Raw genomic sequence first — 24,323 nt, 5'->3', positions numbered from 1 at the left:
CCTAGCACCAAGGCAAAAGGAATAATGCCGAGTAACAGCGGAACTGATGTTTTGACTCCGCGTTTAAATTCAACAACCTCCTGAGAGGTGGTTAAATTGGGTACGGAACTTTTAAACATCAACATGACTGCTGTCCAAGGGGGTTAAGACGGGAAAGGCATATTTTAAAAAGCTTATGCTGGAATTTGTGATTAATTTTGGCTTTGAATGATTTGAATTTAATATAAAATTGCGAATTACGAAGGAAAATTGGCATTAAATACTTTAAAAAGGTTATGGATCAGATAGATAAGCGCATATTGCAGACGCTGCAACGCAATGGGAAATTACAAAATAATGAGTTGGCGCAAATGGTAGGTTTGTCGCCATCTCCATGTTTGCGTCGGGTAAAGCAGCTGGAAGATGAGGGCATTATTGAAAAATATGTAGCCTTGCTGAATCCGCAAAAACTGCAGTTGGGTTTAACGGTGTTTGCCCGTATCTGGTTGAAAGGACAAGATGAACGAACCGTGAATCAGTTTATCGATGCCATTATGCATATGCCGGAAATTGTGGAATGTCAGCTGATGGCAGGGGATTGCGACTTTTTTCTAAGAATAGTGGTGTCTGATCTGGAAGCGTATCGTAAATTTCAAATCAATCACTTGAATAAAATTTCAGGCATTCAAAATGTAAAAACGGAAATTCCTTTACAGAGCGTCAAGCAAACCACTGAATTGCCTTTAAGCTGATTTATTTTTACTTTCTATCAACGGTAAATTGCCTTTTGCGATATGACTTGTTGCAGGTGTTTCTGACTCTATAGCACTTAAATGTGTATGACAGCTCATCAATTAGGAATGATTCAGCTTATTCGGCTTTCAAACGGCATAAATTAGAGGGTAAAAATAGAACAAATCTGCAAAAGTCATGTGCACAGCTAAAGTGATCGTGCTAGACTAGGAGAAATCGGGTGTGCTCCCGATTTTTTTATGCGGATTAGTTCCGCGCTGACAAGTATTTAGGTTTACAACATGCCCATTTCAGAGACATGGTTATTACCTGATGGTGTAGCTGATGTATTACCAGAACAAGCGCAAGTCATTGAAACTTTGCGCCGTGAAGCATTAGATTTCCTCGCATCTCGAGGTTATCAGCTGGTGTACACGCCATTTATCGAATACATCGAATCTCTTTCTTCTCTCTCAGAATCGAATCAAGATTTAGACTTAGCCACTTTTAAAGTCATCGACCAGCTCTCTGGCCGTTTGCTTGGTGTGCGTGCCGATATGACACCGCAAGTGGCCCGTATCGATGCGCATGTACATCCAGTCGAAGGCATAGCGCGCTATTGCTACGCTGGTACGGTTTTACATACTAAACCTCAAGGTTTTAATACCACGCGTGCACCGCTGCAACTGGGTGCGGAACTTTTTGGTTCAGACAGTATTGATGCTGACGTCGAAATGATTGACGTGATGCTCAACTTATTAAAAACAGCAAGCTTTGAAGATGGCATCCATCTGGATTTAGGTCATGTCGGTTTATTTCGTAGTCTGGTTAAACATGCCGGTTTAACCAAAGCGGAAGAAAGCCAGCTTTCAGATCTTTATCAACGCAAGGCCTTGCCTGAACTTGCTGAATTTACAAAAGAATTAAAATTTGGTGCAGATTTTTACACGCTCGGTCGTTATTCAAGTGATTTAGATGCTTTAGAAGCCAACTTGAGTGCTGAAATTATTGCAGATCCGGCATTTAAACAGGCATTTGATGCAGTCAAAACGACCCGCTCTGAAATTCAGGCACGTTGGCCAGATTTGGATATTGGTATTGATGTTGTAGAACTTCGTTCATATCACTACCACACTGGTTTAATGTATGCCGTATATGCGCCAAACCGCGCAGCGCCCCTGGCTCAAGGTGGCCGTTATGATGGTATTGGTGAGCACTTTGGTCGTGCACGTCCTGCAACAGGCTTCTCTTGTGACTTATATGCACTTAGCGCAGGTCAGTTTCAACAGGTTCAAAAAGTTGTTGCACCAAAAGGCACAGATAAAGCATTAATTGATGCCATCGCTGCTGTGCGTGCACAAGGCTTAAGTGTTATTCAGTTATTAGGTAATGATGATTTAAACTCAATTCCGTTTGCCACTCACCAGTTGGTGAACAAAGCGAATGAGTGGACAGTCGAACCGATTTAATCGCAAAGCTGAATGTTCATGTCATTCAGTTTTGTTTTCTATTTTAACAGCATGATGCAATGAGGCTATTATGGGCAAGAATGTTGTGGTACTTGGTACCCAATGGGGCGACGAAGGTAAAGGTAAGATCGTCGACCTGCTCACAGATCAAGCGGCAGCGGTCGTTCGTTATCAAGGCGGACACAACGCAGGTCACACTCTCGTGGTTGGTGGTAAGAAAACTGTATTACACCTCATTCCATCTGGTATTTTACGTGAAAACGTACTGTGCTTAATTGGTAACGGTGTGGTTCTTTCACCTGAAGCGCTCATCAAAGAGATGGATATTCTTGAAAAAGAAGGCGTGCCAGTTAAAGAGCGTTTACGTATTTCTCCAAACTGTCCACTCATTCTTCCAAACCACATCGCACTTGATCAGGCGCGTGAGAAAAAACGTGGTAATGCAAAAATTGGTACCACGGGTCGTGGTATTGGTCCTGCGTATGAAGATAAAGTTGCTCGTCGTGCAATCCGTGTTGCTGACTTAGTACGTGGTGGCGATCATCTTAAAGCTCAACTTGAAGAGCTTCTTGAGTACCATAACTTCCAGTTAACTCAATTCTACGGCGTAGAAGCGGTTAAATTAGAAGATGTAATCGCACTTTGTGATGAATGGCGTAAAGTTGTTGCTCCATTAGTTATTGATGTAACTGGTGAGCTTCACAAATACCGTAAAAACGGTGACAACATCATGTTTGAAGGTGCGCAAGGTTCACTTCTTGATGTTGACCATGGTACATACCCGTACGTGACTTCTTCAAACACAACAGCTGGTGGCGTAAGCTCTGGTTCAGGTCTTGGTCCATTACACCTTGACTATGTACTGGGTATTACTAAAGCGTACACAACTCGTGTAGGTGCTGGTCCATTCCCTACAGAACTTGTTTATGATGCTGCGAGCGATGTTGGTGATGCAATTGGTAAGCACTTGGGTACCGTTGGTTCTGAATTCGGCGCCTCTACTGGTCGTCAACGCCGTTGTGGTTGGTTCGATGCTGAAATCCTACGCCGTTCAGTGGAAGTAAACTCACTTTCTGGTATTTGCTTGACTAAACTTGACGTTCTTGATGGTTTGGAAGAAGTTAAAATCTGTGTCGGTTATGAAGCTGCGGATTCTGGTTGTGTAGGCTCTTCTGATGCGCTTGCATTCGAAACTTTAAAACCAATCTATGAAACTATGCCAGGTTGGTCTGAGTCTACTTTCGGTGCTAAATCAATTGAGCAATTGCCACAAGCTGCGCTTAACTACGTTAAACGTCTTGAGCAGCTCATTGAATGTCCGATTGACATCATTTCAACCGGTCCAGACCGTGATGAAACCATTATTTTACGTCATCCTTTCGATGCTTAATTTGCATTTGAATTAAGACGTTTTAAAAGCCTCGCTCATGCGGGGCTTTTTTATATGGATGTTTCAATATAAAAATAAACAAGAGCAAATTTTGCCAGACTAAAGTTGCATCCGAGCATGCTGTTTAATTCAATTCTGCTTGCTAGAATGTCAAACTTAAAAGAAATACAAGGTTGTGCATGATGCATAAAAATATATCAGCAACGATGTTTTATTCATTACTCTTCGCAATGGGAGGCGCTCCTACAATCGCCATGCTGATTATTCGGGCACAAACCCAAGACCCAGCGATTATTAATGCGGCATTGATTGGATTAAGCGTCATCATCGCCTGCATTTTAGTTCCGATCATTCTTATTCAAAACGCATTTCTATTTTTTAAGCGTAAAAATGCAGAACTAGAGCAAAAAATTAAACCACTTTGCCAGGTGTATTTGGGACTGAATGTTTTATGTTTGCTTTATTGGCTTGGTTTTCAATTCTTTAAATAAGCTTGTTTACATAAATGATATGATTATGGAGATAATATTAATTTCAAGATTATTCACTATTCCATATAATCTCTTGAAAAGAGATATCTATTTTTAAGGTGGAGATTATTATAATGAATAGCAAACTCGTTTTAAGTTTGTGTGCGGCTAGTGTAATCACTATCTCAGGCTGTACGACTGTAGCAGAAATGGCAGGGGCAGATTCATCCACATTAAATGTAACGGCAGCACAAGGCTTTAACAAAACCGTTCAGGAAGCGAGTGCAAATAACACTTTAGATACATCTTCAACGACTTATAAACGCATTAATTCTGTATTTATGCGTTTAAAACCTTATGGCGATCAAATCAACCAAACAGGTCAAAAATTTGACTGGAAACTGGCTGTTCTAAAATCAGATCAGATTAATGCGTATGTAGCACCGGGTGGTAAAGTGGTGTTCTATACCGGTATCGTGAATAAATTAAATCTGACTGATGCTGAAATTGCGGCAGTCATGGGGCATGAAATGGTGCATGCTTTAGAGGAACATTCTAAAAATAAAATTGGTCAACAAGCATTAACTGACTTGGCTTTAAACATTGGTCTAAGCGCTGCTGGAAGTAATGTGGGCCAGTTGGGTACTGCTGCAGCGCAGTTGGGTGCCCAGGTAGGGGTAGGTTTACCTTTTTCACGTAGTCTGGAAAGTCGTGCCGACCAAGGTGGTTTAATGCTGATGGCGCGTGCAGGTTATAACCCGCAAGCAGCCATTACTCTTTGGGAAAAAATGAATAAACTGGAAGGTGCAGGTGGTGCATCATTCTTGTCGACTCACCCTTCAAATGGCCAGCGTATTGAAGCAATGCGTAAAAACTTGCCTGCTGCTCAAGCGATTTATAACAAACGTTAATCAGTTGTTAACTAAAAAAGGATGCTTAGGCATCCTTTTTTATATGATTTTTTTTGATTTTGAAAATTGTAAATTATTTGTGACAGGTGAAGCAGTGCTTCACCTTAACAGGTAACTGAGAAATATCTATGGTGCTGGATTCGGCTGTTGACGGTGAATATCTTCAATAGCTTGTAAAACCTCTGCTGATAGATCAATGTCAAAAGCCTGAATATTTTCCTTGAGCTGATCCAGATTGGTCGCGCCAATAATGGTACTGGTCACAAAGAACTGCTGTTTGATAAATGCCAAAGCCAGTTGAGTGGGGGTTAAACCATGTTTTTCTGCAAGTTGAGCATATTGTTCAGTTGCCCATTCACTTTCAGGATTGCTATAACGGCTAAAACGAGAGAAAAGTGTGACACGTGCATTTGCAGGACGTGCACCATGACGGAATTTACCGGTCAAATAACCAAAAGCTAGAGGCGAATAGGCGAGTAAGCCGACATTTTCAAAATGGGCAATTTCAGACATTCCAATTTCATAAGTCCGGTTCAGCAGGCTATACGGATTTTGTACACTGACAAATTTTTCCAGACCTAGTTTTTCAGCCAGATGTAAAAACTTTAAAGTTCCCCAAGGTGTTTCATTAGATAAGCCAATATAACGAATACGACCTTTCTTAATTTCATCACTGAGTGCAGTTAAGGTTTCTTCCAATGCGGTGATTTGCTGTTCACTTTGAGCTTCAGTATTGCCATAGCCGAGTTTACCAAAGAAATTGGTCGGACGTTGCGGCCAATGCAGTTGATAGAGATCGATATAATCGCTTTGCAGGCGTTTTAAGGAACCATCGATTGCCGAGCTAATCTCGGCTGCGGTAAAGCGGGTTTGCCCGTCACGGATGTGGCTGCCGCCTTGTGAAGGGCCGGCAATTTTTGAAGCAATAAACAGTTTGTCACGATGTCCACGTTGTGCAATCCAGTTGCCCAAAATAGTTTCTGTGGCCCCTTGAGTCTCCGGTTTTGGCGGTACGGGATACATTTCAGCAGTATCCCAGAAAAATAAGCCTTGATCTAAAGCATATTCAAGTTGTTGAAAAGCCTCTGCCTGAGTATTTTGCTCACCAAAGGTCATGGTTCCTAAGCAGATTTCAGGGAGCAGAATGCCTGTGTTGGCTAAAGGTTTAAGTTGCATGAGGCTTGGTCCTTTAATTTTTATCAAGAAATTGTGAATAGTTCACAAGGCTAACCGATTTTTGCATCAGCGTTAAATCATCAATTGTTTTAAAGTTGTCATAAAAATTTAAAAAGAGCGGGTCGAAAATACAGGCATAAAAAAAAGCAAATCTTAAGATTTGCTTTCAGATTGAAGTGAAGAAAACTTATTCTTCATCATCCTCGTCTTCTAAAGATGTATCGGCATCTTCAACAGCAACATCATAAATCAGGATGGCTTTACCATCGGTCTGGATCATGCCTTGTTCTTCCAGCGTTTTTAAGACACGGCCAACCATTTCACGTGAACAACCCACAATACGGCCAATCTCTTGACGGGTAATACGGATTTGACGCCCATTTGGTAAAATCATGGCTTCTGGTTGAGATGAAAGGTCAATCAGGCAACGAGCAATACGACCAGAAACATCGATAAACGCCAGGTCAGTCACTTTACGTGTAGTATTTTTTAAGCGACGAACAAGCTGGGCAAATACGGCATAGCTCAGATCAGGATATTGTTTGCTTAATTCATGAAAATTGTCATAGGTAACTTCAGCAATTTCACAAACGTCGCGTGTACGAACTTCTGCAGTACGTTGTGGATTTGCTTCAAAAAGACCCATTTCCCCAAAAAAGTCCCCAGCATTCAAATACGCCACTACAATTTCACGCTCATCATCTTCACGTAAAATAATGGATACTGAACCTTTTAAAATCAGATAAAGCGATTTTGATTCAGAGCCTGCATCTACAATTGCAGTGCGTTTTGGATATCGGTTTATATAAGCACGTTTTAATAATGCTTTTACTGACTCTGGGAGTTGACCTGGAGACAGTGCATCAGTGCTAAGTTGTGAAAAGTTTGAAGTCATGCTAACGGTTCCGAATATGGATAATTAATAGATCGCACAAGACCTAAAGTGAACTTGTCACACAGAAGAGCTGAAATTCCTTATCAACTCAATTTATGTTAGTGTACAGGTACATCGTAAATTTATAGTTTTTTTCAGGTAGTTGCAATGCAAACAAGCGTTCATTGGCTAGAGAATGTTGCTTTTGAAGCAAAATCGGAAAGTGGTCACCAAATCGTGATGGATGGGGCAGAGGCCTATGGGGGTCAAAACCGTGGACCACGTCCTATGGAGTTGATATTAATGGGACTTGGTGGGTGTGCTTCCTTTGATATTGTGACTATTTTAAAGAAATCACGCCAAGATGTGACCGATGTGGTATGTCAGCTCAAAGCTGAACGTGCAGATAGCATTCCTGCGGTATTCACCAAAATCCATTTACACTTTGTGGTAACGGGTAAAGCAGTCAAAAAAAAACAGGTTGCGAAAGCGGTTGAACTTTCAGCTGAAAAATACTGTTCTGCAAGCAAAATGCTATCTGATGGTGGCGTAGAAATTACCCACGATTTTGAAATTATTGAAGCTGAATAATAAAACTTGAGATGGCAATTCATCTGTGGGTTGCCATTTTTACTCATACTTAAAACAACCGCATAAAATATATTGCCTTAACTCTTATTTAGGCCTTTTAAAATATTGAATAACCTGACTATTAATTCTATAGAAACTTAATTTTAAAGTTCGTTCAAAAATCTTTAAACCCATTGATCGGGTTGGTCCATTTAAAACAATAAGCTGATGCTTGAACCTATTCAAATCGGTTCTATGCATTTGATAAGAAAATATCCATTTTCCTAAGATTTGATACACAACACAGCAAAATCACCTTGAAAAAAAGCACTTAAATACCCATATTATAACCAAGATATATATTTTATATTGATTGCTTTAGTTATTGAAAATTAAAAATATTTTTTAAGAAATTTATTGAAAAATATCAAACCATTCCCATCTATTATCCAAGTACAAAATTTGTTGTGAGGAAAATAAGAATGCGTTTTGAAAAATTTACAAACCGCTTGCAGCAAGCTTTATCAGATGCTCAATCTCTGGCCATGGGTAAAGATAATACTTCTATTGAAGGTATTCATATTTTATCTGTGCTATTAGAAGAGCCTGCCAATATCAGCTTGTTACAGCAAGCCGGGGCAAATCTACGAAATCTTCAAACCAAGTTGCAGCAAGCACTAAATGATGCACCGACTATCGCTAATCCAACCGGCGACATTAATCTGAATCCGGAAGCGGTACGCGCATTAAATCTGGCAGACAGCTATGCACAAAAAGCCGGGGATGAGTTTCTATCCACCGACTGGGTATTACTTGCTTTAGCGGAAACTGGCGCAACCAAAAATTTATTGAATAATATAGGCGTAACCACTGACGGTTTACGCAAAGCAATCGAAAATATCCGAGGTGGCGAAAAAGTCATGAGTAATACCCACGAAGATCAACGTGATTCACTCAATAAATACACTATAGATTTAACTGAACGTGCCATGTCAGGCAAACTGGATCCTGTGATTGGGCGTGATGAAGAAATTCGTCGTACCATTCAAGTCTTGTCACGTCGTACCAAAAACAACCCGGTGCTGATTGGTGAACCTGGTGTCGGTAAAACGGCAATTGTTGAAGGTCTAGCGCAGCGTATTGTCAATGGCGAAGTTCCTGAAGGACTTAAAGGAAAACGCGTTCTATCGTTGGACTTGGGTTCATTGCTTGCAGGCGCAAAATATCGCGGTGAGTTTGAGGAACGCCTAAAAGCGGTGCTGAAAGATTTGGCCAAATATGAAGGGGAAATTATCCTATTCATTGATGAGTTGCATACTTTAGTCGGCGCGGGTAAGGGCGACGGCGCAATGGATGCAGGCAATATGTTAAAACCTGCATTGGCACGTGGTGAGTTACGCTGTGTCGGCGCAACAACACTGGATGAATATCGTCAATATATTGAAAAAGATGCAGCGCTGGAACGCCGTTTCCAGAAAGTATTGGTGGATGAACCGAGTGTTGAAGATACCATTGCGATTTTACGTGGTTTGAAAGAAAAATACGCAACTCATCATGGTGTACAAATTCTGGATTCAGCTATTATCGCGGCTGCGAAAATGTCACATCGCTACATTACTGACCGTCAGTTGCCAGATAAGGCAATTGACCTGATTGATGAAGCAGCTTCACGCATCAAAATGGAAATTGACTCAAAACCTGAGCCACTTGACCGTTTAGACCGCCGTTTGATTCAACTGAAAATGCAGCTGGAAGCGGTGAAACAGGATGCAGATTCGGTCAGCAAAGCTGAAGTCAGCCATCTGGAAAAACAGATCGAAGAAGTTCAGCGTGAATATAGCGATCTGGAAGAACAGTGGATTGCCGAGAAAAGACTAGTTGAAGGTACAAGCCAGGCGCAAGTGGAATTGGACAAGGCACGTACCGCATTCGAAAAGGCCCAGCGCGAAGGTGATCTGGCAGAAGCTAGCCGTTTGCAATATGGCGTCATTCCAGAGTTGCAAAAACGTCTTGATGCTGAAGAAGTGGCTGAAGAAAACAATGAAGAGCCAAAACTGATTCGTACCAAAGTCACTGAAAATGAAATTGCTGAAGTGGTGAGTGCTGCAACGGGTATTCCAGTCGCAAAAATGCTGCAAGGTGAGCGCGAAAAATTGCTGCATATGGAAGAATTCCTTCATAACCGTGTGGTCGGGCAGGATGAAGCTGTAGTGGCGGTATCGAATGCAGTGCGTCGTTCTCGTGCAGGATTGTCCGATCCAAACCGTCCAAGTGGCTCATTCCTGTTCCTCGGTCCGACCGGGGTAGGTAAAACTGAACTGACCAAGGCTTTGGCAAACTTCCTGTTTGACAGTGATGATGCCATGGTACGTATTGACATGAGTGAGTTCATGGAAAAACATTCAGTCAGCCGTTTGGTCGGTGCGCCTCCAGGATATGTCGGCTATGAAGAGGGCGGGATCTTAACTGAAGCCGTGCGTCGTAAGCCTTATAGCGTGGTATTGTTTGATGAGGTTGAGAAAGCGCATCCAGATGTATTTAACATCTTACTGCAAGTGCTGGATGATGGCCGATTGACAGACTCGCAGGGCCGTGTGGTTGATTTTAAAAATACGGTCATTGTCTTGACCTCAAATCTAGGTTCACAGGATGTACGTGAACTGGGCGAGCACGCAACTGATGATGAAGTTCGGGCAGTGGTCATGAGTGCGGTATCGCAACATTTCCGTCCAGAGTTTATTAACCGTATTGATGAGCTGGTGGTGTTCCATTCACTGAAAAAAGCCCAGATTCGTGGTATTGCTGATATTCAGCTGGACCGTTTACGCGCACGATTAAGCGAAAAAGATATGCGCCTTTCAGTGGATGACAGTGCATTCGATCAATTGATTGAGGCGGGTTTTGACCCGGTATATGGTGCTCGTCCATTGAAGCGTGCTATCCAGCAACAAGTGGAAAATACATTGGCTCAAAAAATCCTGAGTGGTGATTTTCTGCCAGGAGATACTATTTCCGTCAAAGGAGAAAATGGTCATCTTGAGTTTGAAAAAATGAAATTAAGTTAATTACTTGATTGTACTGAAAGATAAAAAAACAGATAAAACCTGGCTTCGGCTGGGTTTTTTCTTATTCACGTTTATCGTATTTTTGTGAAATTCGTCTGACTTTATTTGATTTCTCAACTTTATAGGTCATAAAATAGCCTCGCTTTATATAAATACACTTGTATAAAAAAGCGGTTAAAACAAAAACAATATTGCCTTCGTAAGAGAAGGTTACATGGAATAGTAATTATGATCGAATTTAAGCTGATTCGTCTGCTCAAAAATGAGCCCTATAGTGCATATAAAAAATGCAGCCAAGTCACAATTCAAGAACTCAAGCGTATGTATGATATTTATCAAAAATATTATGCCAATACACGTTATGAAATTTTTGAACGTGACTTTCTAGAAAAAACGGGTGTTTTCCTTATTATGGAGCCTAAAACCAAACAAATCGTTGGTTTTTCTACCGTGATGGAACGCGATTTTGTGGTGGATGGTAAAGCCCACCATGCCTTTTTTAGTGGTGACACCATCATTGAAAAAGAATATTGGGGCAACAGGGCGTTAACCCGTGCCATGTTTCGTTATATCGTAACCTTTAAAATACGTTATCCATTAAAACCTATTTACTGGATCTTGATTTCTAAAGGATTCAAAACTTACTTACTGTTGGCTAATAATTTTTATAGTTATTATCCGCACTATGATGAAAAAAATCCTCATTTAAAAGACTTTGTAGAGTCTTATTGCCATCAATATTTTTCTGAATATTACGAGAAATCTACAGGATTACTGAATTTTGGTGATGACTATCAGCCTTTAAAAGCAGATGTAGCACCCATTACGAAAGATGTACGTGAAAAAAATTTCAAGATTGCATTTTTTGAAGACAAGAATCCAACCTGGGTAGAGGGAACTGAATTACCTTGCATTGGTGAATTGCGCTGGAGCGATTTATACCGTTACGTGCATCGTTTCCTGAGTAAAAGTACCAGTGAAAGCAAATACGAGAGTAAAAATCGTTATAAAACCCGCCCTCTGCATATTGCCTCGGACTCAGATTCTAAGGTGGCTTAACGATGGGTTTATTGCTTTCCGCTTCACATCAAGTATTGGAATTCGCCTGTCGAAAAGCCTTCAAGCGTTATCGGCAGCAAGCGAATGACTTGGAAATGGTGCAACGTCAAAAATTGGATCAGTTTTTAAAACAACATACATCAAAAAGTCTGAGTTATGAGAGCTTTACAGAACACTATCCTTTGACACGATATGCGGACTGGAAAGAGAAAATTGAACAGTCTCGGCAAAGCGGAAAAAACTGTTTAGGTGCAGAGAAAATTGTACGTTTTCAGCCGACCAGTGGTTCAAGTGAAGCACTGAAATTTATTCCTTATACACAATCTTTCCTGAACGAGCTGGATGAGGCGATTGGACTGTGGTTAAGCAATTTATATCGCCAGCATCCACAATTAAAAAATTCAACTCATTATTGGTCGGTATCTTGGTTACCTGAAAGCCAGCGCAAACTTTTAGAAAATAGTAATCTTAATGATGACAGTGCTTTACTCAATGTTTCCAAGCGAATATTGAGTAAAGTCACCCAATCCGTGCCTACGGATATTGCGTTGGCAGAGTCTGCCGATGATGCCATGTTTGCCACAGCTGTATTTTTGGTGGCAGATAAAAATTTAGGCATGATTTCAGTCTGGAGTCCGACATTTGCATTACAGTTGCTGGATATTATTGAGCAATATCAGGAAGAAATTGTCACGGTATTAAAAACCGGTCAATGGTCACGTCAAGGCCTGAATTATTTGCCGGCACCCAAATCATCCGAACAAAGTTATAAATTGCAGCGACTCAATTTACAGGATCCATTGGCTTGGAAAGAGCTCTGGACGAAATTAACTTTGATTTCCAGTTGGGATACTGCAAGTGCTGAACGTTGGGCGAAAGATTTACAAGAACGGATGGCAAATGTTGCTTTTGAAGGCAAAGGTTTATGGGCAACAGAAGGTGTGGTCACCCTTCCATTTGCAGATCGTTTTCCATTGAGCTATCAATCACATTTTTATGAATTTATTTTGCAAGATACTGAACAGGTCGTACCGGCTTGGCAACTTAAAGTAGGTGACATCGTCAGTCCGGTGATTACTACAGGTTCTGGTTTGATCCGTTATGTGATTGATGATGAATTGGAGGTGGTCGATTTTTATCAAAGTATTCCATGTTTCCGCTTTTTAGGACGGAAAATGACGGTCGATCTGGTCGGTGAAAAACTGGATCATAGTGTGGCGGTCAAAGTTTTGGCAGAGTTTAAGCAGGAAGATTATCTACCGATCAGTATTTTGGGTATTGAACATTGCCATAGGAAAAAGCCGCATTACATTATGCTGAGTGAAGGAAATATCCAAAAACAACCCAGTGCTGCTGCTTTAGATCAGTTATTAAAAGAAAATTTTCATTATGAATTGGCACGCAACCTTGGACAGTTAGACGAGCCTGAAGTAAAACATGTAGAAAATGCCTGGGATTATTACAAGAACCTTGCCATGAAGAACGGAATGATTGAAGGCAATATTAAGCCTGAACCGTTAAAAAAAATGAAAACAAAAATAATTTGAGTAAATCCTTATGAGCTTAAATGTATTACGTGTATTGAATGACAATAACAATGAAATTTATCGTTCATCAAATGAGCCAAATTTTGTGGTGCGATCAGCTACAGCAGCAGATGATGAGCAACTGGTGAAGTTGATTGCGGAAACCATGCCCAGTAATGGCATGACTTGGGCATTTGAGCGTTATCCAAGTTATCTGGACGCTAGCCATGCGCAATATCATCATCCTGATATCAAGTTGGTCGTGCCAGAAGATAATCATTCTCAAGTTGTTGCCATGATGAATTTGGGTTGGCGCAATTGTTTTATCAATGGTAAACCAGAAGTACAGCGTTATGTCGCGGATTTACGCATGCTGCCTCAGCATCGCGGTAATAAAGTCATGCGCTTGTTGATGGATTATGTCTATGACGAAATCCCGCGTTCGACTATTTTTGAAAGCGTGGTTCTAGAAGACAATACTGTGGCATGTGGAATTTTGCATAATGAACGTAAAGGTTTTCCAATTCCTTTTCATTATGACGATATTCGTACCTTTACTGTTTCGCAAGCAGTTAAACCGGAACAATTTTCTCAGTATTATTTTCAGCAAATGAATGTGGGCCATGTGAGCCAAGTCAATGCTTTTGTGAATTCCATGAAAGAGCATTATAATTTTTTACCCGATTATGATTTTTCAGGATTGGCGGAATCCAATCATCCGTTTTGGCTGGGGATGAAGATTCATGATTTTTATCTGATGTACGACCAAAATCATAAGATGGTGGGATTATATGGCTTGTGGAATCAGAAATCCTTTAAACAAACTCGCGTAGTTAAGTATTCATTGCCATTAAAAATATTGAAGCCTTTTTACAATATTTATGCTGGAGTGAGAGGTGTTTTATCTTTGCCTAAGGTCAACGAGTCCTTTGAATATTTAATGATTCATAGTGCGCTGTGCCATCCTGAGCAACTCGATGTATTTTCCAGCCTGATTTATCATGCCAAGCAACAAACAAAATTACGCAAGAAACAGGCATATTGCATTACTTTAGCCGACAATGATCCAAGAATCAGCTGGATGGGCAATACTACCTCGCATATCATTCAAGCCAAACATTATTTTCATAGTTTTAAAGCCAACCCATATACGACTTTTGATCGGAGTAAAATCAGTTATTTCGAGCCGGGTCGGATTTAACCAGCTCAGCAGTATTTGAATCTAAAACCGTATTCCCTCACATGCAATATGATAAGGGTATCTAATTGTGTGAAAAGTTACACTAATTTTATTTTTTAACATATACTCGTCGACAAAATAAACAAAAAACGAGACATATGATGTCAAAACTAATCTGGGGTATGGGAAGTATTGCTGTATTGGCAACAGCGGTCGTAGGTGGCAATTTATATGCAGATAAGAGTTTAAACTCGTATTATCAACAGAATCAAAAATCCAACTTATTATCCATTCAATATCATAATTTTAATATGGGACCTATGCAGGGTTCTGCCGACTGGGTGGCTGAATTTACTCTTGATCCCTGTAAACCCAAAGATGTTTTAATCCTGAACGGGACTGATGCTATTAAACGCAGCTGGAATGGTTATCACATTGAATCACAAATTCATCTCAAGCAAGGTAATAAGGTCTTTCAAGGACTATTGAAACAGCCTTTAACTGCTGAAACCAAAATAGACTGGTTAGGCGTAATTCATTCATCCTTGACCACACCAGTCTATGAAAAAAATGAGGCAGATACACAAACCCGCATTGATTCGATGACATTTAAATTAGATGCAAAATCTAAAGCGAATCAACTGGATGTGCTTAATCTTAAATTTCAGATTCCGAGTATGACAGTGAATGATAAATTGGGTCATATGCAGATGAGCGGTTTGGAATTTGAAACGAATCAGGGATTAAATGCTGTTCTAGATAAGGGGAAAACCCGATTAAATATTGCTTCAATCCGGCGTACTGATCGCAATGTAGAACAATTTGGCAGTGGAGAATTAAAAGACTTTGTATTGACTGTGAATACGGGGCTCGATCAGCATAAGGTTGATTTTGATACTGAGGTTAAAATTGGCGAAATGAATCTGCATAAAAATCCAACGTTTCGTGATTTCCAGATGAATATGAACCTGAAAGCCCTGAATAAGCAGAAAATACAGACTTTCTTAGATTTATTGGAAAAAAATTCTGAAGTATGCGGAACCAAAGAAGAATTGAATCAAAATCTGGTGAACAGTTTTCTGGCTATTGTGAACGAAGGATTTAGTTTTGAGTCGCAAAATAATCAAATCAAAGTGGGTGATGGATATGCCAAGGCGAGTCTGACAGGCAAGGTTATGCCAGGACACCAATCCTCTTTTGAAAGCCTGGTGAAAATGGCACCCAGTCTGGTCGAATATCAGGCCAATATTGAATATGATAAACAAATCATGAAAACGATCATGAAGAATTATTTGCAACAGGGCGGTAAAACCTTATCCGATCAAGAGCTTGAGCAAATGCTGAATGGTATGCAGCAGTCGCTACAAGCTAAACGGGAGGGGGATATCCTCAAGGTTGGCATTGAATATAAATATGGTGAAAAGAAGTTTTTAAATTAAGATGAACCGATAAAAAAGGCTGCCAGATGTGCGGCCTTTTTAATTGCAGAAGAAAGTGGCTAATCAGTGACGTTTAAATAAATGACAGGGTGATTTCATTCGGTCATTCGTTTGATACAGTTAATCAATCAGACAATTTAACAATGAATTATTATGAGGGCATTAGCATCGAGATGAAACGCTAAATCGCGTTTCATCTTCGAGGTTTATGGCCGATTAATTTTGTGAATGTTGGATTTTCCAGGCACGGTGAATTTTAGTATTACGTTTGAAGTCCAAGCCAATGGTTTCATTGGTAATTTCTTGAACATCAAAGAACGCTAAAATTTCTTCATCCATTTCAAAACCACGATAGTTGTTGGAGAAGTACAAAGTTCCTTCTGTGGTTAAGCGGTTCATTGCACGTTTGAGTAATGATAGATGGTCACGTTGCACATCGAAGGTACCATGAAACTTTTTCGAATTCGAGAAAGTTGGTGGATCGATAAAGATCAGGTCATATTGTTCATGACCTTCTTTGAGCCATTCAAAACAGTCACTGGCAAAGAACTGATGTTGCTCATCGGCATGATCTACTGTTAAACCATTCAAGACGAAATTTTCTTTAGACCAGTTCAGGTAGGTATTGGATAAATCGACACTGGTGGTACTTGCAGCGCCACCTAAAGCAGCATGTAAGCTGGCTGTAGAGGTATAACTATACAGGTTAAGGAAGTGCTTTCCTTTGGCTTCTGCAGCAATGCGCAAACGCATTTGACGATGGTCAAGGAACAGGCCGGTATCCAGATAATCCGTCAGGTTGACTAAAATCTTGGCTTTGCCTTCCTGTACGATAAAGCGCTTAGATGCCGTACTTTGTTTGGTGTACTGGTTTTTACCTTCCTGACGCGCACGTGTTTTAATGAAGATCGCATCACGGCCTAAACCAGTTACCGAACGGATGGCTTGCAAGGCAAGGTTAAAGCGTTTTTTGGCTTTTTCAGGATCGATAATTTTTGGCGGTGCATACTCTTGAACATGCAAGCGATCACCATATAAATCGACTGCCACATTAAAGTCAGGCAAGTCGGCATCATATAAACGCAAACAGAAAATATTTTCTTTCACTGCCCATTTTTTCAGGTTTTGCATATTTTTTTGCAAACGGTTAGTGAAGTCCTGCGCGCCTTCAATCGGCTCGAACTGCTGGGGTTGCCAATGCGCTAAAAATGGTTCTGATACAGCAGCCGGTTTAATAATACCGAAACGCACATAAATAGGCAGTTTACCATTCATCAAACGCAGAATTTGCGGTTCATTAAATGCCAGCACGTCCGCCTGTTCAACTTGTGCTGCAATCACTGCGGCATACTGATTCGGGAAGTTCTTTTGTAAAAGAGCAGATAAACCTAAATATAAGGCACGGTTAGAGGCTTTATCACCTAAACGCTCACCATAAGGCGGGTTGGTGACAATAAATGAAGTTTTACCTTCAGCCTTGAAATCAGGCCAATCAGCCAGCGTACGCTCTTCAATCTTGATATGGTCAAGTAGCTTTTCAAAACCGGCGGCAATAATGTTTTGCTTGGTGGCTTTCACCGCTTCCCAGTCTGCATCATAGGCATAGAACTGCGGTAAAGGTTGTTCTAATGCTGCTTGGTGGCGTTCTGCGGCTTCAGCTTTAATTGACATCCACAGGTCATGGTCGTGTCCGTTCCAGCCGTTAAAGCCGAAACGACGTACCAGGCCCGGAGCACGGTCAGTCAGCATCATCAAAGATTCAATGATAAAGGTCCCTGAACCACACATTGGATCTAAAATAATGTCAGGATTGCGTTTTTTTAATTGGGCTTTTTGCAGAATGGCTGCGGCAAGGTTTTCTTTTATCGGCGCGTCAGTCATGTAATGACGGTAACCACGTTTATGTAAAGAATCGCCAGATAAATCCAGGCAATAAGTATGTGCAGTTTTGCCTGCCAATACATACAGGGTAATTTCAGGCTGTTTGATATCGATACTTGGTCGTTTGCCCACGGCTTCCATAAAGGAATCCACCACACCGTCTTTTACCCGTAAGGTGGCGAATTGCGTATTGACCTTAATTTCACGTTCTACATGTAAACGGATAGCAAATGTACTTTGTGGTGCAAAAATAAGCGACCAGTCAAAGTTGATTGCACCCTCATAGAGCTCTTCGGCCACATCACGTGCATCATGGGTATATTCGAGTTCATGCACATGAATAGGGGTTAACACACGTGAAGCCAAACGTGACCACATGCAAATACGGTATGCATCTGCCAATGTGCCTTTGAAAATCAAACGACCCGGTAACTGTTCAATATTTTGAACACCTAAACCTTCAATTTCCTCGCGGAGTAAGGTTTCAAGTCCATCTGCACAGGTGACCCAATATGTAGAAAGACGCGGTTTCGAATTCATGTAAATTTCCAAAGACAAATAAAGCAATCGGCTATTTTAACGTATTTTCTTCGTTTTGGGCGGATGATCTTGCGAAGTTCTTAGAGAAATTGTTGGCTCAAGCTCAGGTTTCAAGAGGCAGGTAAAGCGGGATGATTTGCGCTATATCGTTGAGTTTTATCAAGGATCAAGAAAAATTTAATCTTTATCTTTCACGTTATTGGTACATATTTTGCTAAATCCTGAATAGCATCCTGTTTTATCGGTGCTCAAACTGAGTGTAATTACACTTTTTATTTTTTAGAAATTGATAGTAATTAATGTTAGGGGGAATGATGAACAAGATTTTGAGCCATGGGGAAGTTTTTTCGATTGCAACTTTAATCTATGCACGTCTTCGCCGAGTTTCCGGTCGTGTAATTGACGCCATATATCTGGCTAAAAATATTGAATATGCACAGCATATTGTGGAACTGGCACAAGAAACTCAAGACCCTGAACTGTTGCGCCTAATTAGTCGTTTAAAAACGGTGTTGAATTTATCTTCACTTGACGAACCTGCCTTAGAAAACCCAATAGAAGAAAATGCAGAACTGCTTGTGGTCGAACCGACTGAAGATGATATTTATCGTGCCCAAGTTTCACATCATTATATTGGCGCTTTACGCTAATTAACTTCGGCTCTAAATGAATTCACTGATTTAGAGTCGCCCTTTGCAGTTGAATTGTTGAATCATCATGTTGTTAAAAATTAATTTAAGATAGGGGTATTTATAACCGGTTTTGTGCTGTATTTATGAATTTGGTTTAAATTATCTCATTGAAATATTGGATAGCAATTTCAATATTGATTTTAATTATCGACCTGATTTTTGCATAATTGTTGAAAACTTCAACTGCCACAAATGGGGAATATCTGTATAATACGTTGACTTAACGTATAAGGAATCTCTTATGCACTTGGCGGCATTGCATACTCCGAGCCAGATTCAACTCAACCGAGATGGTAACTTAAAACACTTCCTCACCATCGATGGTCTTTCCAAAGAAACCCTCACAAAAATATTGGACACTGCACAGTCCTTTTTTAATGACCAAAATCAGCTGATTACCAACAACCTGCTTGAAGGTCGTACGGTCATGAACCTGTTTTTTGAAAACTCTACCCGTACCCGCACCACTTTTGAGGCAGCTGCAAAGCGTCTTTCCGCCAATGTGCTTAACATTGATATTGCCCGTTCAAGTACTTCTAAAGGTGAAACCCTGCGTGACACGCTGTGGAACTTAGAAGCCATGGCAACGGACATTTTCGTGGTCCGTCATTCATCTTCAGGTGCGCCGCATTTTATTGCCAAAGATGTCTGCCCGAATGTCGCGATTATTAATGCCGGGGATGGCCGTCATGCACATCCGACACAAGCGATGCTGGACATGCTGACCATTCGCCGTGAAACCAAAAAGAATTTTGAAGATATCAGCATTGCCATTATCGGTGATATTAAACATTCACGTGTGGCGCGTTCAGATGTTGCCGCTTTACAGACTTTAGGTTGTAAAGATATCCGTGTGATTGCACCGAATACCTTGCTGCCTTATGGTTTCGCTGAATATGGTGAAGATGTTCGTCTGTTTAATAATATGGAAGATGGCATTAAAAATTGCGACGTGATTATTACTTTACGTATTCAAAACGAACGTATTGATTCACCTGCATTATCTTCACAAGCCGAATTCTACAAAATGTACGGCCTGAACAAAGAACGTCTGGCTATGGCGAAACCGGATTGCATCGTGATGCACCCGGGACCGATGAACCGTGGTGTGGAAATTGATTCCAGTATTGCCGATGGTACTCAGTCGGTGATTTTAAATCAGGTGACCAATGGTATTGCGGTACGTATGGCGGTACTGGCTTTGGCAATGCAAGGTCAGTTACAGGAAAAAGGTTTGTTAGAAGCGATTGCGGGATAAGAGAAAAGTCATGAGTATTGTAAAAATTGAAAATGTACGTGTCTTGGACCCCATCAACAAAACCGACAGCGTAGAAACGGTTTATCTTGAAAATGGCAAATTGGTTGCTGAATCAAATAATGTGACTGAAACCATTGATGGTCAAGGCAAATGGCTGATGCCGACCATGGTGGATCTGTGTGCACGTTTACGTGAACCGGGTCAGCAGCAGCATGGGACATTGAAGTCTGAAGGGAAGGCTGCACGTGCTAACGGGATTCTGCATGTGTTTACTCCACCGGACTCTAAACCGATTGTGCAAGACAATGGCGCACTCATTCACGGCCTGGTTGAAAAAGCCATGCTGGATGGCGGCATTTACCTGGAAGTGATTGGTGCGCAAACCCAAGGCTTGAAAGGCCATCAACCTGCCAATATGGCTGGCCTGAAAAAAGGTGGCTGTACCGCGGTATCCAATGCCAATGCACCGTTCGCTGATGATGATGTGGTAATTCGTACTTTAGAATATGCTGCGGGTCTAAATATGACGGTGGTGTTCTATGCGGAAGAACCACAAATTGCCAAAGATGGCTGTGTGCATGAAGGCTTTATTGCGTCACGTCAAGGTTTGCCGATGATTCCTGCCTTGGCAGAAACCGTTGCGATTGCTAAATACCTGCTGATGATTGAAGCAACAGGTGTGCGTGCCCACTTTGGCTTGTTGTCGTGTGGTGCTTCGGTTGAACTGATTAAAAATGCCAAAGCCAAAGGCTTGCCGGTGACCTGTGATGTGGCCATGCATCAGTTGCATCTGACAGACCAGCTGATTGATGGTTTCAATTCACTTGCCCATGTGCGTCCGCCTTTACGTTCGGAACAGGACAAAGCGTTGCTGCGTCAAGGCTTAAAAGATGGCGTCATTGATGCAATTTCTACCCATCATGAACCGCTGAGCAGCTCTGCGAAAATGGCGCCATTTGCTGAAACTCAGCCCGGTTTTACCGCATTCGATACTTTTGTCCCGTTTGGTCTTCAGCTCATTCATGAAGGCTTTTTTGAACCTTTAGAGTGGGTGGAAAAAGTAACGGTTGCTCCGGCAAAAGTGGCAAACATATTAGAGCGCTGGACTCAAGAAGCAGGCTGGGTTTTGCTTGATCCTGAGCTTGAATGGACCATCAGCAAAGAGAGCATTGTGTCTCAAGGTAAAAATACGCCACTAATTAACCAAAAAGTCGTGGGTAAAGTGTTACACACCTTTGCGGTTTAATTGATTTAACGTATTTTAAAAAATTTGAAAAGTCAGCTTCGGCTGGCTTTTTTTTGTGATCAAATTGTTATTTTTTGATGATTTTGTTTATAATTGTGTAAATAAAAGAGGGTATTTTAATGAAACTTAACAATAAAGCTGTTTTCTTAATTATTTCAACATTAGCTTTAGCGGGGTGTAATAATCCCTTTTCTAAACATGTGAAATGTGATGATGAGTCTGCAATTTCTTTGGTCACACAAGTATTACAAGATGATTTGAGCAGATCTTTAGAGCATGAACTTAAAACATTAATTAAAAATGGTGCGATTAAAGATTTAGATCCGACCAAGTTAAAGCTTTCAGCAAAAAATATCCAATTTTCTTTGGCAGATAGTCGAACAGATTTTATTGATCCAAATAGTCCAAAAACATCATGCTCAGTAGATTTAAACGTAGCTATTCCATCTGATTTGGTGAAAAAATCTGATGAGGCAAGAGCTAAAGTGAATGCTGTAAGTGTAGAGCAGCATGCAAATAATTTAGATGTAGATTATGAAAATAATAAGGTGCATTTAACACTTGAGTATGTTCTACAGCCAACAGATAAAGGTGATAAAGTTTTAGCTCTACTTAAAAATACAGCGAATATACAAACATTGCTTTCAGAAACTTTAACTTATGCTTTTTTAAAACCACAAATTGAAAAAAATCAAATAAGAAATCTGGAAGCGAGTAAATCAGCTGTGCAAAGAAATAATGCTGAGAATATTGCTTATTCAGCAAGCGATGAGGTTGTAGAGGCTGCAGATGCAGCAACAGAAGCCGCTGAGGCAGCGCAAGCTGCTCAAGTAGTACCTGATGAAAGTGCTTACGAAAATTATTAATCATTCGTATTACTGAAAATAAAGATGAATTGAAAAATAGGTTGATTATGAATTTTAGATTATTGGCATTGATGAGTTGTGCATTACTGGTTTCAGGTTGTAACAAAATACAATCAATCACAGGTAGCGCAGTAAAATGTGATAATGAAACTGCAAAACAGTTAGTTGTTGAAAGTTTTAGTAAGACGGTCAGTGATGTTTCTGCAGAACGTGTGAAAGAATTAATTGATACTGAAAACGTTACAATTGATATGGGGAAATTACGTAGTACACTTCAGCAAATTACCTTTAATGTCAATGATGTTCGTACCAATAATTCGGATCCGAATAGTAATAAGCAGTATTGCGTAACGGAATTTGTGGTAAAAGTTCCGGCTCAGATGATTAAAGATGCCGATGCAGCTCGTGCAGTTTATGATGAAAATAATACTGCGCAAGCTGCAGTTTTATCAGATTTGTCTTTTGAAGCTAATCAATTGAAAAGAGAAATTGAGTATTTAGTTCAGCCTACAGACGATGGTAAAAAGGTATATGTAACTTTAGAAAATCCAGATGTTCTAGCTTATTTTGTAAGAGATATCGCAGTTGACTCTTTGATTAAAAATGCACGTTTAAATGCTGTTGAAGTTGCGAAACAGGAAGAAATGAAACGTGTTGCAGAAGAGGAGGCTTCAGCACAGGAGTACCAATCGGTATTAGTTTCAGAAGCAAAAACAAATTTAGATAAAGCCAATGAAAATTTAAATCTTGTGTGGAATGCAACAACTAAGGAAGTGCGTGCTCAGCTTTTAGATGAACAAAGAATTTGGCTAAAAAAACGTGAGTTAGAATGTAAACTAGATAGTTCAAACGCTGATAATCCTGAAATCTATCGGATAAATTGTGAAACAAATATGACAGCCCAGCGAACTACAGAGTTGCGTCAAAAAATCTATTATTTGGAAGAATAATTTTTTTTAATAATAAAAAGTCAGCTTTTGCTGGCTTTTTTTGTGATTAAAAAATATTAGTATTCAAATAATACAATTATTTACATTGCGTGAAAAATGAACAGATAGACTAAAAAAATACTTAATAAAAAGAGAATAAGAGGAATAAGCAATGAATCTTAATCTGATTGAATTATTAAAGCAGAAGGTCACTCCAACAGTTCTTGAAGGAGAAACCACCTATCTGAGTGAGAAGAGTCAGGCATTAAGCAGTTTTCTGCCCATTTTATTATCCATCTTCAGATCTAAACCCGACCTTATTGCAAATTTACAGAGTCAATTAAATCCCAGATTGGGAGATATCTTTAACGTCAACCCGACTTTAAAGCAGGAGTTTCTGCAACAGGTTTCCGGTACGGTACCGCCTGAAACAATCGAGTTGACCTTAAATCGTTCTATAGCCCCAACTTTAGGAATATTGGAAGCGGAGGCTGGATCTTCCGAACCCAGCGCGATTGTCCATTTGATTGAAAGCCATTGGCCTGCAGTATTGAATGCTTTGCCACATTGGGCGCCAGTATTGTTAAGCGCTTTAGGTGTCAGTACGGCAGCAGAACAAAGTTTACATCAAGCGCCACCGGTTGATCCCTATCGGGTCACTGAGGAAAAAAAGAAATCAGGCTTTTTACTGCCTTTGATTGCGTTCATTGTTTTAGCCGCATTGTTAGCTTTAATTTTTAAATCATGTTCCGATAAGCAAGATACTGCTCCGGCAAGCGGTATACCGGCTGAAAACGCAAGTAGTGAACCCGCTAAATTGCAGTTAAGTACAGGTTCAACAGGCGATTTAATAACGTGTCAATTATATTCCGGCAATGCAAGTTACATCGATATTCTGCAGCAACAAATTAAACAAATTTTTAATCACAACATAGGTTGTGGCGTGGAAAACAATACCCGCTACCATTCAGAATTTATCGATCAGGATGCCATTCCAAGTGTATTAAAACTGGTCAAAGGTGTACCCAATGCTTCATTAACCTGGATGGGCGATCAGCTTTCTATTGTCAC

General features: G+C 40.4%; 19 protein-coding genes and 1 pseudogene. 17 read left to right on the top strand and 3 right to left on the bottom strand.

Going from position 1 to position 24,323, the window contains the following annotated elements; genetic code table 11:
- Window positions 1-275: 275 nt before the first annotated feature.
- The 5 genes from B4C48_RS00495 to B4C48_RS00475 all read left to right on the top strand — a co-directional run bounded on the left by B4C48_RS00495 (window position 276) and on the right by B4C48_RS00475 (window position 4,951).
- Entirely contained in the window at window positions 276-731 is a 456-nt protein-coding gene (locus tag B4C48_RS00495) for an Lrp/AsnC family transcriptional regulator (protein WP_291352352.1), read from the top strand.
- Window positions 732-1,013: 282 nt separating this feature from the next.
- Window positions 1,014-2,180, top strand: a complete 1,167-nt coding sequence (locus tag B4C48_RS00490) for an ATP phosphoribosyltransferase regulatory subunit (RefSeq protein ID WP_291352350.1) — start codon at window positions 1,014-1,016, stop codon at window positions 2,178-2,180.
- Window positions 2,181-2,250: 70 nt separating this feature from the next.
- Window positions 2,251-3,570: an adenylosuccinate synthase gene (locus tag B4C48_RS00485; RefSeq protein ID WP_291352348.1), complete on the top strand. Its 1,320-nt coding sequence runs from the start codon at window positions 2,251-2,253 to the stop codon at window positions 3,568-3,570.
- A 182-nt stretch (window positions 3,571-3,752) separates the two neighbouring features.
- Window positions 3,753-4,061 carry a hypothetical protein gene (locus B4C48_RS00480; RefSeq protein ID WP_291352460.1) on the top strand — a complete coding sequence of 103 codons (309 nt, stop codon included), beginning with the start codon at window positions 3,753-3,755 and terminating at the stop codon, window positions 4,059-4,061.
- Between the two features lie 113 nt (window positions 4,062-4,174).
- Entirely contained in the window at window positions 4,175-4,951 is a 777-nt protein-coding gene (locus B4C48_RS00475; protein ID WP_291352346.1) for a M48 family metallopeptidase, read from the top strand.
- 126 nt (window positions 4,952-5,077) lie between these two features.
- On the opposite strand, the gene B4C48_RS00470 is transcribed toward B4C48_RS00475, so the two are convergent.
- Window positions 5,078-6,127, bottom strand: a complete 1,050-nt coding sequence (locus B4C48_RS00470) for an NADP(H)-dependent aldo-keto reductase (protein ID WP_291352344.1) — start codon at window positions 6,125-6,127, stop codon at window positions 5,078-5,080.
- A 187-nt stretch (window positions 6,128-6,314) separates the two neighbouring features.
- Window positions 6,315-7,022 (bottom strand): cAMP-activated global transcriptional regulator CRP, encoded by a 708-nt coding sequence (crp, locus tag B4C48_RS00465; protein ID WP_291352342.1) that lies wholly within the window; start codon window positions 7,020-7,022, stop codon window positions 6,315-6,317.
- 147 nt (window positions 7,023-7,169) lie between these two features.
- Here crp and B4C48_RS00460 point away from each other — a divergent pair, with 147 nt between their 5' ends.
- The 6 genes from B4C48_RS00460 (at window position 7,170) to B4C48_RS00435 (ending at window position 15,840) form a co-directional block, all read left to right on the top strand.
- The gene (locus B4C48_RS00460; protein ID WP_291352340.1) at window positions 7,170-7,592 is read left to right on the top strand and encodes an OsmC family protein; all 423 of its coding nucleotides are present in this window, start codon (window positions 7,170-7,172) and stop codon (window positions 7,590-7,592) included.
- Between the two features lie 461 nt (window positions 7,593-8,053).
- Window positions 8,054-10,636 carry an ATP-dependent chaperone ClpB gene (gene clpB, locus B4C48_RS00455; protein WP_291352338.1) on the top strand — a complete coding sequence of 861 codons (2,583 nt, stop codon included), beginning with the start codon at window positions 8,054-8,056 and terminating at the stop codon, window positions 10,634-10,636.
- A 228-nt stretch (window positions 10,637-10,864) separates the two neighbouring features.
- On the top strand, window positions 10,865-11,695 hold the full coding sequence (locus B4C48_RS00450) for a hypothetical protein (RefSeq protein ID WP_291352336.1): 831 nt from the start codon (window positions 10,865-10,867) through the stop codon (window positions 11,693-11,695).
- Between the two features lie 2 nt (window positions 11,696-11,697).
- Window positions 11,698-13,242, top strand: a complete 1,545-nt coding sequence (locus tag B4C48_RS00445; protein WP_291352334.1) for a GH3 family domain-containing protein — start codon at window positions 11,698-11,700, stop codon at window positions 13,240-13,242.
- Window positions 13,243-13,252: 10 nt separating this feature from the next.
- A complete protein-coding gene (locus B4C48_RS00440; RefSeq protein ID WP_291352332.1) occupies window positions 13,253-14,422 on the top strand; it encodes a GNAT family N-acetyltransferase in 1,170 nt (389 codons plus the stop codon).
- A gap of 140 nt (window positions 14,423-14,562) precedes the next feature.
- A complete protein-coding gene (locus B4C48_RS00435; RefSeq protein ID WP_291352330.1) occupies window positions 14,563-15,840 on the top strand; it encodes a DUF945 family protein in 1,278 nt (425 codons plus the stop codon).
- 216 nt (window positions 15,841-16,056) lie between these two features.
- Here B4C48_RS00435 and rlmKL read toward each other — a convergent pair whose 3' ends face one another.
- Window positions 16,057-18,261: a bifunctional 23S rRNA (guanine(2069)-N(7))-methyltransferase RlmK/23S rRNA (guanine(2445)-N(2))-methyltransferase RlmL gene (gene rlmKL / locus B4C48_RS00430; protein WP_291352328.1), complete on the bottom strand. Its 2,205-nt coding sequence runs from the start codon at window positions 18,259-18,261 to the stop codon at window positions 16,057-16,059.
- Between the two features lie 311 nt (window positions 18,262-18,572).
- Between rlmKL and B4C48_RS00425 the strand changes: the two genes are divergently transcribed.
- From B4C48_RS00425 to B4C48_RS00400, 6 genes and pseudogenes are all read left to right on the top strand, one after another.
- Complete coding sequence (locus B4C48_RS00425) at window positions 18,573-18,911, top strand: hypothetical protein (RefSeq protein ID WP_409449755.1); 339 nt, start codon at window positions 18,573-18,575, stop codon at window positions 18,909-18,911.
- A gap of 283 nt (window positions 18,912-19,194) precedes the next feature.
- Entirely contained in the window at window positions 19,195-20,211 is a 1,017-nt protein-coding gene (locus B4C48_RS00420) for an aspartate carbamoyltransferase catalytic subunit (RefSeq protein WP_291352324.1), read from the top strand.
- Window positions 20,212-20,221: 10 nt separating this feature from the next.
- Window positions 20,222-21,457 (top strand): dihydroorotase, encoded by a 1,236-nt coding sequence (locus tag B4C48_RS00415; protein WP_291352322.1) that lies wholly within the window; start codon window positions 20,222-20,224, stop codon window positions 21,455-21,457.
- A gap of 119 nt (window positions 21,458-21,576) precedes the next feature.
- Window positions 21,577-22,323, top strand: coding sequence for a hypothetical protein (locus tag B4C48_RS00410; protein ID WP_291352320.1), 747 nt, complete (start codon window positions 21,577-21,579; stop codon window positions 22,321-22,323).
- Between the two features lie 47 nt (window positions 22,324-22,370).
- On the top strand, window positions 22,371-23,273 hold the full coding sequence (locus B4C48_RS00405) for a lysozyme inhibitor LprI family protein (protein ID WP_291352318.1): 903 nt from the start codon (window positions 22,371-22,373) through the stop codon (window positions 23,271-23,273).
- A gap of 151 nt (window positions 23,274-23,424) precedes the next feature.
- Window positions 23,425-24,323, top strand: a pseudogene (locus B4C48_RS00400) (OmpA family protein); the annotation flags it as partial.

The sequence above is a fragment of the Acinetobacter sp. UBA3106 genome (assembly GCA_002365595.1).
In the GTDB taxonomy this organism is placed as follows: Bacteria; Pseudomonadota; Gammaproteobacteria; order Pseudomonadales; family Moraxellaceae; genus Acinetobacter.
Note: the sequence above shows the minus strand (reverse complement) of the source record. Positions and strands in the feature narration are given on the sequence as shown.

Bases quoted from the DNA above. Each gene is read 5' to 3' on its own strand.
- B4C48_RS00495 (WP_291352352.1), top strand. From the start codon at position 276: ATGGATCAGATAGATAAGCGCATATTGCAGACGCTGCAACGCAATGGG.
- B4C48_RS00490 (WP_291352350.1), top strand. From the start codon at position 1,014: ATGCCCATTTCAGAGACATGGTTATTACCTGATGGTGTAGCTGATGTA.
- B4C48_RS00485 (WP_291352348.1), top strand. From the start codon at position 2,251: ATGGGCAAGAATGTTGTGGTACTTGGTACCCAATGGGGCGACGAAGGT.
- B4C48_RS00480 (WP_291352460.1), top strand. From the start codon at position 3,753: ATGCATAAAAATATATCAGCAACGATGTTTTATTCATTACTCTTCGCA.
- B4C48_RS00475 (WP_291352346.1), top strand. From the start codon at position 4,175: ATGAATAGCAAACTCGTTTTAAGTTTGTGTGCGGCTAGTGTAATCACT.
- B4C48_RS00470 (WP_291352344.1), bottom strand. From the start codon at position 6,127: ATGCAACTTAAACCTTTAGCCAACACAGGCATTCTGCTCCCTGAAATC.
- crp (WP_291352342.1), bottom strand. From the start codon at position 7,022: ATGACTTCAAACTTTTCACAACTTAGCACTGATGCACTGTCTCCAGGT.
- B4C48_RS00460 (WP_291352340.1), top strand. From the start codon at position 7,170: ATGCAAACAAGCGTTCATTGGCTAGAGAATGTTGCTTTTGAAGCAAAA.
- clpB (WP_291352338.1), top strand. From the start codon at position 8,054: ATGCGTTTTGAAAAATTTACAAACCGCTTGCAGCAAGCTTTATCAGAT.
- B4C48_RS00450 (WP_291352336.1), top strand. From the start codon at position 10,865: ATGATCGAATTTAAGCTGATTCGTCTGCTCAAAAATGAGCCCTATAGT.
- B4C48_RS00445 (WP_291352334.1), top strand. From the start codon at position 11,698: ATGGGTTTATTGCTTTCCGCTTCACATCAAGTATTGGAATTCGCCTGT.
- B4C48_RS00440 (WP_291352332.1), top strand. From the start codon at position 13,253: ATGAGCTTAAATGTATTACGTGTATTGAATGACAATAACAATGAAATT.
- B4C48_RS00435 (WP_291352330.1), top strand. From the start codon at position 14,563: ATGTCAAAACTAATCTGGGGTATGGGAAGTATTGCTGTATTGGCAACA.
- rlmKL (WP_291352328.1), bottom strand. From the start codon at position 18,261: ATGAATTCGAAACCGCGTCTTTCTACATATTGGGTCACCTGTGCAGAT.
- B4C48_RS00425 (WP_409449755.1), top strand. From the start codon at position 18,573: ATGATGAACAAGATTTTGAGCCATGGGGAAGTTTTTTCGATTGCAACT.
- B4C48_RS00420 (WP_291352324.1), top strand. From the start codon at position 19,195: ATGCACTTGGCGGCATTGCATACTCCGAGCCAGATTCAACTCAACCGA.
- B4C48_RS00415 (WP_291352322.1), top strand. From the start codon at position 20,222: ATGAGTATTGTAAAAATTGAAAATGTACGTGTCTTGGACCCCATCAAC.
- B4C48_RS00410 (WP_291352320.1), top strand. From the start codon at position 21,577: ATGAAACTTAACAATAAAGCTGTTTTCTTAATTATTTCAACATTAGCT.
- B4C48_RS00405 (WP_291352318.1), top strand. From the start codon at position 22,371: ATGAATTTTAGATTATTGGCATTGATGAGTTGTGCATTACTGGTTTCA.